Annotated in this window: 11 protein-coding genes and 1 pseudogene; 8 read left to right on the forward strand and 4 right to left on the reverse strand. The window is 60.6% G+C overall.

Features of this window, described 5'->3' with window-relative positions; genetic code table 11:
• Positions 1 to 10 precede the first annotated feature (10 nt).
• From GFU70_RS01570 to GFU70_RS01580, 3 genes are all read left to right on the forward strand, one after another.
• Positions 11 to 415: an RNA-binding S4 domain-containing protein gene (locus tag GFU70_RS01570; RefSeq protein WP_003196700.1), complete on the forward strand. Its 405-nt coding sequence runs from the start codon at positions 11 to 13 to the stop codon at positions 413 to 415.
• Between the two features lie 271 nt (positions 416 to 686).
• The gene (gene hslO, locus GFU70_RS01575; RefSeq protein ID WP_116643395.1) at positions 687 to 1,589 is read left to right on the forward strand and encodes an Hsp33 family molecular chaperone HslO; all 903 of its coding nucleotides are present in this window, start codon (positions 687 to 689) and stop codon (positions 1,587 to 1,589) included.
• Between the two features lie 178 nt (positions 1,590 to 1,767).
• Positions 1,768 to 3,312 carry a phosphoenolpyruvate carboxykinase gene (locus tag GFU70_RS01580; RefSeq protein ID WP_064106969.1) on the forward strand — a complete coding sequence of 515 codons (1,545 nt, stop codon included), beginning with the start codon at positions 1,768 to 1,770 and terminating at the stop codon, positions 3,310 to 3,312.
• Between the two features lie 77 nt (positions 3,313 to 3,389).
• Here the strand turns inward: GFU70_RS01580 and GFU70_RS01585 are convergent, their stop codons facing one another.
• The gene (locus tag GFU70_RS01585) at positions 3,390 to 3,743 is read right to left on the reverse strand and encodes a DUF1493 family protein (RefSeq protein ID WP_057449203.1); all 354 of its coding nucleotides are present in this window, start codon (positions 3,741 to 3,743) and stop codon (positions 3,390 to 3,392) included.
• Between the two features lie 189 nt (positions 3,744 to 3,932).
• Here GFU70_RS01585 and GFU70_RS01590 point away from each other — a divergent pair.
• The 5 genes and pseudogenes from GFU70_RS01590 (at position 3,933) to GFU70_RS01610 (ending at position 9,131) form a co-directional block, all read left to right on the forward strand.
• Positions 3,933 to 4,998 (forward strand): annotated as a pseudogene (locus GFU70_RS01590) (colicin E3/pyocin S6 family cytotoxin).
• Entirely contained in the window at positions 4,995 to 5,222 is a 228-nt protein-coding gene (locus GFU70_RS01595) for a hypothetical protein (RefSeq protein WP_058544955.1), read from the forward strand. Before GFU70_RS01590 ends, GFU70_RS01595 begins: the two are co-directional and overlap by 4 nt.
• Positions 5,223 to 5,403: 181 nt before the next feature.
• Positions 5,404 to 7,332: an ATP-dependent DNA helicase RecQ gene (locus GFU70_RS01600; protein ID WP_153387500.1), complete on the forward strand. Its 1,929-nt coding sequence runs from the start codon at positions 5,404 to 5,406 to the stop codon at positions 7,330 to 7,332.
• A gap of 107 nt (positions 7,333 to 7,439) precedes the next feature.
• A complete protein-coding gene (locus tag GFU70_RS01605; RefSeq protein WP_058544957.1) occupies positions 7,440 to 8,666 on the forward strand; it encodes a 3-hydroxyacyl-CoA dehydrogenase in 1,227 nt (408 codons plus the stop codon).
• Between the two features lie 45 nt (positions 8,667 to 8,711).
• Positions 8,712 to 9,131: an acyl-CoA thioesterase gene (locus GFU70_RS01610; protein ID WP_153387501.1), complete on the forward strand. Its 420-nt coding sequence runs from the start codon at positions 8,712 to 8,714 to the stop codon at positions 9,129 to 9,131.
• A gap of 77 nt (positions 9,132 to 9,208) precedes the next feature.
• Here GFU70_RS01610 and GFU70_RS01615 read toward each other — a convergent pair whose 3' ends face one another.
• The 3 genes from GFU70_RS01615 to fdhD all read right to left on the reverse strand — a co-directional run bounded on the left by GFU70_RS01615 (position 9,209) and on the right by fdhD (position 13,239).
• Complete coding sequence (locus GFU70_RS01615; RefSeq protein ID WP_058544959.1) at positions 9,209 to 9,688, reverse strand: glycine zipper domain-containing protein; 480 nt, start codon at positions 9,686 to 9,688, stop codon at positions 9,209 to 9,211.
• Between the two features lie 366 nt (positions 9,689 to 10,054).
• Entirely contained in the window at positions 10,055 to 12,403 is a 2,349-nt protein-coding gene (locus tag GFU70_RS01620; RefSeq protein ID WP_116643392.1) for an FdhF/YdeP family oxidoreductase, read from the reverse strand.
• Positions 12,400 to 13,239 carry a formate dehydrogenase accessory sulfurtransferase FdhD gene (gene fdhD, locus GFU70_RS01625; RefSeq protein ID WP_058544961.1) on the reverse strand — a complete coding sequence of 280 codons (840 nt, stop codon included), beginning with the start codon at positions 13,237 to 13,239 and terminating at the stop codon, positions 12,400 to 12,402. The genes GFU70_RS01620 and fdhD overlap by 4 nt, the downstream gene beginning before the upstream one ends.
• Positions 13,240 to 13,315: the final 76 nt, after the last annotated feature.

The raw sequence follows: 13,315 nt of genomic DNA on the forward strand, positions 1-13,315 counted from the left end.
AGGAATGGCAGTGGCGCAAAAAAAGGAAGAGGACGACAAGGTCCGTCTCGATAAATGGTTGTGGGCGGCGCGATTCTACAAGACGCGAGCCTTGGCCAAGACCGCCATCGAAAGCGGCAAGGTTCATCACCGGGGAGAGCGTTGCAAGCCGGGCAAGGAGCCGCGCGTGGGCGATGAATTTGTCATCCGCACCGGCTTCGATGAAAAGACCGTGGTGGTCGAGGCGTTGTCGATCGTACGTCGCGGTGCCCCTGAGGCGCAGGCGCTGTATCGCGAGACCGAAGCCAGCATCGCCAAGCGCGAAACCGCCGCCGCGCAACGCAAGGCCGGCGCCCTGGGGGTCAGCACCGACGGCAAGCCGAGCAAGAAGCAGCGCCGGGACCTGTTCAAGTTTCATGGCAGCAATAGCGAATAGACACGCAGGCCGGCGATTGTGGCGAGGGGATTTATCCCCGCTGGACTGCGCAGCAGGCCCTGAATTTTGCGCGCCGTGTCAGCTCTGTCGCATGTTTATTTGGGGGCTGCTACGCAGCCCAGCGGGGATAAATCCCCTCGCCACAGGTTCTCTGGAAGATAGGTGGTGATTCTCCTTCCCGTCAGGCCAGCCGACGCCTTGCTTGGAACCCACCCTGAATGCCCATAAAATGCCCGCCATCATTTGTCATCACCTCAGATACCAGACCCCTATGACTGATTTACCGGATACCGACTACACCCAACGTTTCATCTTCGATGACAGCGACGCCCGTGGCGAGCTGGTAGCGTTGGAGCGTAGCTACGCCGAAGTCCTCGCCAAGCACCCCTATCCGGAGCCGGTCGCACAACTGCTCGGCGAGCTGATGGCGGCTGCGGCGTTGTTGGTGGGCACCTTGAAGTTCGATGGCTTGCTGATTCTCCAGGCGCGTTCCGAAGGCCCGGTGCCGTTGCTGATGATCGAATGCTCCAGCGAACGTGAGATCCGTGGCCTGGCCCGTTATCACGCCGAGCAGATCGCGCCCGACGCGACCCTGGCCGACATGATGCCCGACGGCATGTTGGCCCTGACGGTCGACCCGACCCATGGCAAGCGCTACCAGGGCATCGTCGATCTCGACGGCGCGACGCTGGCAGAGTGCTTCACCAACTACTTCGTCATGTCCCAGCAGACCAATACCCGCTTCTGGCTCTATGCCGACGGGCGGCGTGCCCGCGGTTTGCTGTTGCAACAACTGCCTGCCGATCGCCTGCGCGACCCGGAAGAACGTGACGCCAGTTGGCAGCACATCACCGCTCTGGCCAGCACCCTGAGCGCCGATGAGCTGTTGAGCCTGGACAACGAAACCGTGCTGCATCGCCTCTATCACGAGGAGCAGGTGCGCTTGTTCGACGGCCAGCCGTTGCGCTTCCAATGCAGCTGCTCTCGTGAACGTTCCGCCAATGCGTTGGTCAGTCTGGGTCTGGAAGATGCGCAGCAACTGGTGATCGAGCATGGCGGCGCCATCGAGATCGATTGCCAGTTTTGCAACGAGCGCTACCTGTTCGACGCGGCGGACATCGCGCAATTGTTCGCCGGTGCGGGTGTCGACACACCGTCAGATACTCGTCACTAAAACGTTTCAGCGCAGGTAAATCTCCTGGCAAACGCCGGATTTACGCCGTACTGACGGGAGGGCCCTACTCTTTTTGGGGTTTTCTGGCATAATCCGGCCCACTTTTTTCGGGTAGTAGTGCGCGACTTTCTACTACAAAACGTTTGGAGCACTCGGCCACGGGCCGACGGGGAATCTCATGACGCAAGCCAATAACGCCGTGTACACCGATCTGAGTGTCGATGATCTGGTCAAAGAAGCCCTGAATCGCGGTGAAGGCGAGCTTGCCGATACTGGCGCGCTGGTTGTTCGTACCGGTCATCGTACCGGTCGCTCGCCAGTCGACCGTTTCATTGTGGAAGAGCCAACCACTCAGCACGCCATTGCCTGGGGCCCGATCAACCGCAAGTTCCCGGCCGACAAGTTCGATGCCCTGTGGAACCGCGTCGAAGCCTACCTGGGCGAGCGCGAGCGTTTCGTCTCCCACGTGCATGTAGGCTCCGATCCTGCGCACTACCTGCCGGTCAAGATGACCACCGAGACCGCGTGGCACAACCTGTTTGGCCGTTGCCTGTTCATCAACCCCGAGCAATACAACGCCGGCGGCAAGGATGAATGGCAGATCCTCAACGCGCCGAACTTCGTCTGCGAGCCTGAGCGCGACGGCACCAACTCCGACGGCACCGTGATCATCAACTTCGCGGCCAAGAAAGTGCTGATCGCCGGCATGCGCTACGCCGGTGAAATGAAGAAAGCCCTGTTCTCCGTGCAGAACTTCCTGCTGCCAGCCGTTGACGTGCTGCCGATGCACTGCGCCGCGAACATGGGCGAAGAGGGCGATGTGACCCTGTTCTTCGGCCTGTCGGGCACCGGCAAGACCACCCTGTCCGCCGACGAAAGCCGTTACCTGATCGGTGACGACGAGCACGGCTGGGGCGTGGGCGTGGTGTTCAACATCGAAGGCGGCTGCTATGCCAAGTGCATCGACCTGTCCGAGAAGAACGAGCCGGTCATCTGGAAAGCCATCCAGCACGGCGCCGTCCTGGAAAACGTCGTCATCGACCCGGTCACCAAGAAAGCCGACTACGCCGACGACAGCCTGACCCAGAACAGCCGCGCCGCCTACCCGCGTGAGCTGATCGAAAAACGCGCACCGAAAAACCTCGGTGGCGAGCCAAACGCCGTGATCTTCCTGACCTGCGACCTGACCGGCGTACTGCCGCCAGTGTCGATCCTCAGCGAAGAACAAGCCGCCTACCACTTCCTGTCCGGCTACACCGCACTGGTGGGCTCGACCGAAATGGGTTCGGGCAGCGGCATCAAGTCGACCTTCTCCACCTGCTTCGGCGCCCCGTTCTTCCCGCGCCCGGCCGGTGAATACGCTGAGCTGCTGATCAAGCGCATCCGTGGTTTCGGCTCCAAGGTCTACCTGGTCAACACCGGCTGGACCGGCGGCGGCTACGGCGTCGGCAAGCGCTTCAACATCCCGACCACCCGTGCGGTGATCGCGGCGATCCAGAGCGGTGCGCTGATCGGTGCAGAAACCGAACACCTGGACATCATCAACCTGGACGTGCCGCTGGCTGTTCCAGGCGTCGAGACTGGCCTGTTGAACCCACGCAACACCTGGGCCGACAAAGCTGCCTACGACGAAGCGGCCAAGGCATTGGCCGGTCTGTTCACCGAGAACTTCAAGAAGTTCGACGTGAGCGACGCGATCAAGGCGGCGGGTCCGCAGCTGTAAGGCTTGGTTAGCGAATGAAAAAGCCGCCCTTCATGGGCGGTTTTTTTATGGGCGACTATTTGAGGCGCCCCGATCAGCTAGGCCTCTTCCACTTCCCGCGTATCCCATCGTTGCGCCTTGATCGCCTTGTAGAGCATGCCGATGGTCAGTGGCATCTTGTTCCCACGGCCCTTGGCCCTGCGCTTTTGAAACACATCAAATCCTTCCGGCTGAAAATAACGGTAAGCGTCGTAGTCGATGAGCTCGATGGCGAACCGCTCCTCCAAGGCCTCCATCAGATGCCGGGCATCCGCGCCATCGCAACCCAAGTCGAGATTGATCGCGGTATCCAGGCGGATGGTCTTGCGTTCCGGTAGGCCGATCTCTTCGTGCAGCAGTTCCATGAGCTGGCGCATGGCGTGATCGTCGGGGAAGTCTGGGGCGAGGTACATGGCGAGGTTTCCAGGAGTTTGGCGTGCGTGCGTCTGGAGGGAAAGTTTAGGGGGAAATCGTTGCCCGTTGGAAAAGAAGAAATATCTCACAGCAGTCTCGGAACCGTCTGCTGAGTATTTCTCTGGCGGCTCGGTAAGGTTCACCGCGCCCTTTCAATGGGGGTAACGGCGACCGAGCAGGGACGAAGCATGACGAAAGGAAAGGCCGGTGTTCCGCAGGCCTGGGAGCATTACGGCGGCGATCGGGGCTACAGGATCCTGCGGGACATGACCCCCAGCGAACTGGCGAAAAGAGACGCCGATCAACAGGCCTATGAGGGCATGCTGGCCAGGCAAGCGGCTTACATGAGCGAGCGTCTGGCCCAGGTCCGAGAAGCATCACCTTCCGACGTGAAGGGCTGTGTATTTGCAAAGTCCTGCAAGCTGCCTGATTCGGTTATCGACTATCACAACCCCACCGGTTACATCCCGACTGAAGCCCTGAGGGAGTACGGCCAATTTACGTTGTTGGGTGGGCGTCAGGCCGACGACTCAGAGCACATTCAATTTAAGCGCATCAGCGGGTCTGGGTGACGGTTCGTTGTACACCGAAGAGCAATTGCGCTCCCTGGAACAGGCACGTACGCGGGTGCGGTTGCATGTCGAAACCCAGGCCGATGGAACACTCAAGGGATACGGCTACAACACCCAGGCGCGACGTGACTGGGAAATGATCCCGGTGGTGACTTTCCAGGCTCGCGGCGCGCAGCAAGTGGCGGACTTTGGCGATGGGGTCGAATTGATCTGGACGCCGGCGGTCGATCCGTCCTCGACGCTGGGCATCCCGGCGCTGGAGGCCGCGCCACAGGCTCCGCACATCTGGATTTTTCCGCCGACACCTGCGGCGGACAGCATCATCGTCAACCCGATTTATCCGCCGGAGTACAAGGATTTCATTCTTGTGTTTCCGGCGGATTCTGGGGTTTCGCCGTTGTATATCGTGCTCAGCATTTCTGATCACAAATATCACCCGACCCCGAAAGGTGTAATTCCTGCTTTTCCTGATCTTGTTCGCGGTCGGTCAAAAACTCCCGTACAAGGAGGTGGAGGATTACGTCCACGTTGGCACGACCGCAAAGGCAATATTTATGAATGGGACCGGCAGCATGGTGCCCTTGAAAAGTACAACCCGCGTGGAAACCATTTAGGTGAGTTCAATCACATCACGGGCGAACAGACCAAAAAAGCGGATAAGACAAGGAAGGTAGAGCCATGAGTTTTTGGGTGTTGGGTTTTTATCCTGGCAAGGATGAGCTGGTATTTGAGCAGAGCATCAGCTTGTCGGTGGAGGACTTGAAGCCCGTGATGCAATGGGCAGGTAGTAATGATCATATTGGTGCGGACTTCAGGCTTTCAGCAAAGCAAGTGCTTGAAATCGAGCGATTGGCATCGTTGGTTCTTCCTCAAGAACTGGATCTTTATTTAACGTCTTATGACTGAACGCCAAGCTCAAACTGTCAGCTATCAAACGTCTCCGCGCTTGCGTTGACTCCCGAGTCGATCAGCGTCACGGCCATTCAGGCTGTATCATCCCGTATCGATTCGACCCCGACCTTTTCTCGACTCGCCGCATTGTCCCGCTAGGCTTTGGGCATCGCAGCAGTCAAAGGAGCGACCGCGCATGCACAGCACCCTGGAACAGGTTTTCGGTTATCCACAGTTTCGTCCCGGTCAGGAGGCGGCCATCGGCGCCGTGCTGGCCGGTCGGTCGGCGGCGGCCATTTTTCCCACTGGCTCGGGCAAGTCCCTGTGTTATCAACTGCCGGCCCTGCTATTGCCACACCTGACCCTGGTGGTCTCGCCGTTGCTGGCGCTGATGCAGGACCAGTTGGCGTTCCTCAAGCGCCACGGCATTGCGGGGGCGAGTATCGATTCGGCCCAGGGCCGTGACGAAACCAACGACGCCATGGCGCGAGCCCGGTCGGGTGAGTTGAAGATCCTGATGATTTCCGTAGAGCGCCTGAAGAACGAGCGCTTTCGCAATTTCCTGCAGCAGGTGCCAATCTCGTTGCTGGTGGTGGACGAAGCCCACTGTATTTCGGAATGGGGGCATAACTTCCGACCTGACTACCTCAAGCTTCCCGATTACCAGCGCCAGTTCAACATTCCCCAAGTATTGCTGCTGACGGCCACCGCGACACCCAAGGTCATCACCGACATGCAGGCGAAATTCGCCATCGCCGCCCCTGATGTGGTGACGACCGGTTTCTACCGGTCGAACCTCAATCTGCTGGTCGAGCCCGTGAGTGGTGCCGACAAGCGCGAACGGCTGGTGCAATGGCTGGGCGAACGTGCCGGGCAGCCGAGCATCGTCTACGTGACCTTGCAGCGAACCGCCGAGCAGATCGCCGAACACCTGGGCCGGCACGGGATCGAGGCCGAGGCCTATCACGCCGGCTTGCCCCATGAACAACGTGAAGATATCCAGCGGCGGTTCATGGGCGGGCAATCCAATTGCATCGTCGCGACCATCGCTTTTGGCATGGGCATCGACAAGAGTGACATTCGCAACGTCGTGCATTTCGACCTGCCCAAATCCATCGAAAACTACAGCCAGGAGATCGGCCGCGCCGGTCGGGACGGGCAGCCTTCCGATTGCCTGGTGCTGGCCAACCGCGACAGTCTCAACGTGCTGGAAAACTTTGTGTATGGCGATACGCCGGAGCTTGCGGGCATTCGTTGCGTGCTCGATGAACTGAAGGCCGCCGCTCCCGATGGGCAATGGGAGTTCTTGCTGGGACCCCTGGCGGACCAGAGCAACATACGGCAGTTGCCACTCAAGACGTTGCTGGTCCAGTTGGAGCTACGCGGGCTGATCGCGCCGCGCTATGCCTACTTCGCGGAGTACCGCTTCAAGTTCCTGACTGAGCCACAAGAATTGCTGGAGCGCTTCGAGGGCGAGCGAAGGGACTTCGTCTCGGCCATCATCCAGACCTCCAGTCGCGCCCGGGCCTGGGCCACGGTGAACTTCGACGGGATGTACCAGCACTATCACGCTGAGCGTAATCGCGTGGTCAAGGCGCTGGATTATTTCCAGGAAAAGGGCTGGATCGAGCTGGAAAGCAAACAGATGACCGAGGTGTACAGCGTGCTGGACGCGGACCTGGATGTGCAGGTCTTGAGCGCTGAGCTACACGCCTATTTCACCCGGCACGAACAAGGTGAAATCGCACGGATCCACGCCATGCTCGAGTTGTTCGCCACCGACCGTTGCCTGGGTTATCGCTTGGCGCAATATTTCGGCGACGAGAATGCGCCACGCCAGTGTGGTCATTGTTCGGTGTGCCATGGGCATGTCGCTCGCCTGCCGGAGCCGCCTGCGTTGCCAGCGCTTGTGGATAAGAATTTCGAGGCGTTGTGTGGCGACTTTATCCACAAGCATGAGCAGCACAGCGGCAGCGTGCCGTCTGCCGAGCGCCTGACCCGCTTCCTCTGCGCAATCAGCGTGCCGCTGTTCACCCGATTGAAGGCACGGAAGATCGGTGGGTATGCCGCACTGGAAGCGTATCCATACGCTGAAGTTCGTCAGTGGGCCCAAGCGCACCTGTGAGCTGCATCCATCCGCTGAATACCCTTCATCACACGAATAAATTTCAAAAATATTCGGCGGCTGACTAAGGTGAAGGCTGTCTTCGGATCGCCAACAAGAGAGCCAACATGAGCCAGACACCTTTCGATATTCAGCGTGCCGCGGTGGTCGGTGCGGGCACCATGGGCCGGGGCATCGTGATGTGCCTGGCCAACGCTGGCGTGGCGGTGCAGTGGGTCGACAACAATCCGCAGATGCTCGAGCAGGCACTGCTGGCCGTGGCCGAGACCTATGCCCATGGCGTGCGCCAGGGCCGTATCGACCAGGTCGAGGCTGACGCGCGGATCGCCCGGGTAACACGGGCGGATGATTATGCGGCGATCCGCAATGTGGACCTGGTGATCGAAGCGGTTTACGAAAACCTCGAACTCAAGCAGACCCTCTTTCGTGAGCTGGACGGCCTGCTCAAGCCCGAGGCTATCCTGGCGAGCAACACGTCGGCGCTGGACATCGATGCCATCGCCGCTGTCACCCGCCGGCCAGCCCAGGTCCTGGGCCTGCATTTCTTCAGCCCGGCGCACATCATGAAACTGCTGGAAATCGTTCGCGGCGCGCACACCTCCAAAGCAGTGCTGGACGCGGCGCTGGTGCTGGGCAAGCGCATGGGCAAGGTCAGCGTTGTCTCAGGCAATTGCCATGGATTCATCGGCAACCGAATGCTTCATCCCTATGTGCTGGAAGCGCGCAAGATGTTGCTGGAGGGGGCATTCCCCCATCAGGTGGATGCGGCGTTGCAAGGCTTTGGCTTCGCCATGGGGCCGTTCCGTATGTACGACGTCGTTGGCATCGACCTGGAATGGCGCGCCCGTGAGCTGGCGGGCAAGGGCCAGGACGCGCCCGAGGTGCAGGTGGACAACCGGTTGTGCGAGCTGGGACGGTTCGGCCAGAAAAGCGGCAATGGGTACTATCACTACGAGCCGGGCAGTCGCCAGGCCGAGCATGATGTCGAGGTCGATGCGCTGGTGCTACGGGTCAGTGAAGCGCTGGGTTTCCAGCGACGCGAGATCGGCCCGGAGGAAATTATCGAGCGGTGCTTGCTGGCGCTGGTCAACGAGGGGGCGAAAATCCTGCAGGAAGGCATTGCCGAGTCGGCCCACGATATCGACCTAGTCTACCTCAACGGCTACGGCTTCCCTGTGGACAAGGGCGGGCCGATGGCCTGGGCCGACGGGCAGGGGCTGGAGGATATACACGCACGTCTGCTGGAGCTCGAAACGAAGCAGGGCGACCAGTGGAAGCCCGCGCGCCTGATCGGCGAGCTGGCAACACAGGGCAAGGGGTTCGCGCAGGCCTGAGGCCGTGCAACGCCAGGATCATTGAACAACCGTAAAGGACACCTGATGCCCCAACGCAACGAATACCCACACTTGCAACCCATCACCACACGCTGGCACGACAACGACGTGTACGGTCACGTCAATAACGTCACCTACTACAGCTTTTTCGATAGCGCAGTGAATACCTACCTGATCGAAGTCGGTGGCCTGGATATCCATGATGGAGAGGTGGTGGGGTTCGTGGTGAGTTCAGCCTGCGATTACTTTGCCTCGATCGCCTTTCCAGACCGGATTGAAATCGGCCTGCGGGTCGGGAAGCTGGGCAGCAGTTCGGTGCAGTACGAACTGGCGGTGTTCAAGGCGGGCGAGAAGGAGGCCTGCGCGGCGGGGCGTTTTGTTCACGTATTCGTGGACCGGGCATCGAATCGGCCGGTAGCGATTCCGGACCGGCTACGTGGGGCTTTGGAGCGGTTGGTGGTCTGAAACAAAAAATCGCAGCCCCTGTCAGCTCTAAAGCTGCCGGGGGCTGCGATCTTCAACGGCGGTTTATCAGCCAGCCGTTAATCGCGGTAGTAGCGATGATGTTTTTTGCGATGTCCGTAGGCATGGCCACGACCTGGATGGCCGTCACGGTAGTAGCGGCGATCGCCACGGCGGCCGTCATAATGACGATCATCGTCATCATCCTTGCCCATGTAGTTACCCAGGGCGCCACCCGCGCCGCCGCCCGCTGCCGCACCGATCAGGCTGCCAGTGGTGCCGCCGACGCTACGGCCGACCACGTTACCGCCGGCTGCGCCCAGCGCGCCGCCGATCGCCGCTTCGCCGCGGCTGTGTTTGTCTGCGCCGACTGCACTGCCGCCTGCGCCGCCCAGCGCCGCGCCGATAGTGGAACCGGTGTTGCCGCCCAGGGACTGGCCGACGACCGAACCCAAAACCCCGCCCAATGCGCCGCCCACACCTGCTTCGGCAGTACCACCGGCAGAAGCGATGCCACTGGCCAGGCTAAGGGACAACAAGAGAATGGAGGAGAACTTCATAGAGGAGCCTCAAAGGGATGACGGCGCGATCCTGAGGCTGGCTTCGCTTGGTTACAATCGAAATCCGACGAGTAACACGACTTGTGCACAATTCGCTAAGTTATTGTTTTTGACGGGGAACTTCAGGCAAAACGGTTGGTCTTTAGCTACTTCGGACAGGCCGTTTTCTATGGAAAACGGCCTTTTTTGTGCGAGCTGGAAAGTACTTTGTGGCGAGGGGATTTATCCCCGCTGGGGCGCGGAGCGGCCCTAAACCTGATAACTCGGTATGCCAGCATAACCAAGTCGATTGTTTTAGGGGCCGCTTCGCGCCCCAGCGGGGATAAATCCCCTCGCCACAGGGCCATCATGATCCGAAAGGCTGTGTCAGGCCGATTTGGCCAGGATCAATCCATTCTCGCTCGCCGCTTCCAGACGGATCGCGACGAACTTCGATGTTGGAGTGTGGCTGCCGTCGCCCGTGCTTTCCAATGGCACCAGCGGGTTCACTTCTGGGTAATAGGCCGCAGCCTGCCCGGCAGGGATGTCGAATGCCAGCAGGGTAAAGCTCTTGACCCGCCGTTCGCGCCCGTCATCCCAGAGTGAGACGATGTCGGCTTTCTGCCCCGGCTTGAAGCCCAGGCGAATGATGTCCGCTTCGTTGACAAACAACACATCACGCTGGCCCTTCACACCGCGATAGCGGTCATCGAGGCCATAGATGGTGGTGTTGTACTGATCGTGGGAGCGCATGGACTGCATGATCAGGTCGGGCAACTGGCCGGTGGCCCGGGTGCGTTCATGCACAAGGTCGGTCGGCAACCGGTTGGGCTTGAAGTTGGCGCGGCCCGACGGGGTGTTCCAGCGCCGCGAACCGGCGCTATTGCCCAGATAGAACCCGCCGGGGTTCTTCAGCTTTTCGTTGAAGTCCTTGAAGCCGGGTACGGTGTCGGCGATCAGGTCGCGGATGCGACTGTAGTCGGCCACCAGCCAGTTCCAGTCCACCGGACGGCTACCCAGCGTGGCGGCGGCGATGCCGGCGATGATCCACGGTTCGGAGCGCATCTGGTTCGACAGCGGCTGCAACTGGCCCATGGAGGCATGCACCATGCTGAAGGAGTCTTCCACGGTCACCGCTTGAGCTCCATCGGTTTGCAGGTCGATGTCGGTGCGGCCCAGGCACGGCAGGATCAGCGCTTGCTTGCCGTGGGCCAGATGGCTGCGGTTGAGCTTGGTGCTGATCTGCACCGTCAGGTCGCAATTGGCCAAAGCCTGGAACGTACGATGGCTGTCCGGCGTGGCTTGGGCGAAGTTGCCGCCCAGGGCGATGAATACCTTCGCCTGACCGTCGGCCATGGCGTGGATCGCCTCGACCACGTTGTGGCCGTTTTCACGCGGTACCTTGAATTGGAAACGCCGCTCCAGCGAGTCGAGGAACGCCTCTGGCGGACGCTCGTTGATGCCCATGGTCCGGTCGCCCTGGACGTTGCTGTGCCCGCGTACCGGGCACAGGCCTGCGCCTGGCCGGCCGATGTTGCCGCGCAGCATCATCACGTTGGCGATTTCCTGGATGGTCGCCACCGAATGACGGTGCTGGGTGATCCCCATCGCCCAGCACATGATCACGTTCTCGCTTTTGGCGTACATGCGCGCCGCTTGTTCGATGTCGACCAGGGGCATGCCCGATTGCTCGACGATCTGTTCCCACGGCGTGTCGTCGACCGCCGCCAGGTAATCCAGCACGTTGGTGCTGTGCTCATTGAGGAATGCGTGGTCGAACACCGCCGCAGCGCCGCTGTTCTGCGCTTCGCGCTCCCACTGCAGCAGGAACTTCGCCATGCCGCGCAATATCGCCATGTCGCCACCCAGGGCAGGGCGGAAATAGGCGGTGTTGGTCGGCTTGTTGCCGTTGGTGAGCATTTCGATCGGGTTCTGCGGATGCTGGAAGCGCTCCAGGCCACGCTCCTTGAGCGGGTTGATGCAGACCACTTGGGCGCCGCGTTTCACCGCCTCGCGCAGTGGTTCGAGCATCCGTGGATGGTTGGTCCCGGGGTTCTGGCCCCAGACGAAAATCGCGTCGGCATGTTCGAAATCGTCGAAGGTCACCGTGCCCTTGCCCACACCCACGCTTTGGGACAGCGCTACGCCGCTGGCCTCGTGGCACATGTTCGAGCAGTCGGGGAAGTTGTTGGTGCCATAGGCGCGCACGAACAGTTGATACAAGTAGGCCGCTTCGTTGCTGGCCCGGCCCGAGGTGTAGAACTCGGCCTGGTTCGGGTTGGACAGCCCTTGCAGGTGCTTGCCGATCAGGTCAAACGCCGCTTCCCAACTGATGGGTTTGTAGCGGTCGGTCTCGGCGTCGTAGCGCATGGGCTCGGTCAGGCGACCCTGGTACTCGAGCCAGTAATCGCTCTGCTCCAGCAGCGAGCTCACGCTGTGCTTGGCGAAAAATGCACCATCGACGCGGCGCTTGGTGGCTTCCCAGTTCACGGCTTTGGCGCCGTTCTCGCAGAACTTGACCATGCCGCTTTCCGGCGAGTCACCCCAGGCACAGCCTGGGCAGTCAAAACCGCCATTCTGGTTGGTCTTGAGCATCATGCGGATATTTTTCAGCGCATTGTCGCTGGTCAACCAGGCCTGAGCGACGCTGATCAGTGCTCCCCAGCCACCGGCCGGGCCCTTGTAGGGCTTGTAGCGCGGTACGGGTTTCTGGTCGGCTTGTTGATGATTGCTCACGCTTGTTTCTCCATCGCAGGGCTGTAGACCCGCGGCGCACTTTTTTGCGGCAGGTGGATGAGGTTGAGGTTGTGTCGGCGGGCCCATTGCACCGCGAGGCCCGTGGGCGACGACAGGCTGACCAGGGTCTGGATGCCGGCCCGCAGGACTTTCTGGATCAGTTCGAGGCTGCAACGGCTGGTGACGATCGCCACGCCGCCGGCCACCGGGATCTGCTGCCGGATCAACGCGCCGATCAGCTTGTCGAGGGCGTTGTGCCGGCCAATGTCTTCGCGACCCAGCAGCAATTCGCCTTGGGCGTTCATGAACAACGCGGCGTGGACTGCGCCGCAGTATTGGCCCAGGGGCTGGAACTGGCTGATACGGTCACGCAGGCCATCGAGCCATTGGGCCGGTGGCAGCGGTGCGCCGGGCAGCACCTTGAGGTTTGGCAGTGCTTGTTCCACCGCTTCCACGCCGCACAACCCGCAGCCACTGGTGCCCGTCAATTGCCGACGTTGCTGCTTGAGGTTCCAGAAGGCGCGATTGGCGATGGTCACCTCGGCATGGTGCGCCGCTCCCGTGCCGCTCAGTTGCAGGTCATAGATGTCCGATGAATCTTCGATGATGCCGCTGCCGAGGCTGAAGCCGACGATGAAGTCTTCAAGATCGCTGGGGGTGACCAGCATGACCGCCTGGCTGATGCCGTTATAGGCAATCGCCAGCGCCACTTCCTCGGCCAGCGCGGTGCTGTCCGATCGGGAGTGGTCCAGATTGCAGTAGCGATAGCTCTGGCTGGCGGCCGGCGCGGATGTTTCCATCGCTGGCGCTGGACTGACCGGAGGCTTGTCGTTCATAGGCATCACTGAAAGTAGGAATAGTGTTAAGACTAAATGCGGCAATCTGCCACGTCTAATCGCTATTACTGATCTC

This window comes from Pseudomonas brassicacearum (assembly GCF_009601685.2).
Classification (GTDB): Bacteria; Pseudomonadota; Gammaproteobacteria; order Pseudomonadales; family Pseudomonadaceae; genus Aquipseudomonas; species Aquipseudomonas kilonensis_B.

Coding starts and splice junctions, on each gene's coding strand:
- hslO (WP_116643395.1), top strand. CDS start 687: ATGACTGATTTACCGGATACCGACTACACCCAACGTTTCATCTTCGAT.
- fdhD (WP_058544961.1), bottom strand. CDS start 13,239: ATGAACGACAAGCCTCCGGTCAGTCCAGCGCCAGCGATGGAAACATCC.
- GFU70_RS01615 (WP_058544959.1), bottom strand. CDS start 9,688: ATGAAGTTCTCCTCCATTCTCTTGTTGTCCCTTAGCCTGGCCAGTGGC.
- GFU70_RS01610 (WP_153387501.1), top strand. CDS start 8,712: ATGCCCCAACGCAACGAATACCCACACTTGCAACCCATCACCACACGC.
- GFU70_RS01585 (WP_057449203.1), bottom strand. CDS start 3,743: ATGTACCTCGCCCCAGACTTCCCCGACGATCACGCCATGCGCCAGCTC.
- GFU70_RS01595 (WP_058544955.1), top strand. CDS start 4,995: ATGAGTTTTTGGGTGTTGGGTTTTTATCCTGGCAAGGATGAGCTGGTA.
- GFU70_RS01600 (WP_153387500.1), top strand. CDS start 5,404: ATGCACAGCACCCTGGAACAGGTTTTCGGTTATCCACAGTTTCGTCCC.
- GFU70_RS01580 (WP_064106969.1), top strand. CDS start 1,768: ATGACGCAAGCCAATAACGCCGTGTACACCGATCTGAGTGTCGATGAT.
- GFU70_RS01605 (WP_058544957.1), top strand. CDS start 7,440: ATGAGCCAGACACCTTTCGATATTCAGCGTGCCGCGGTGGTCGGTGCG.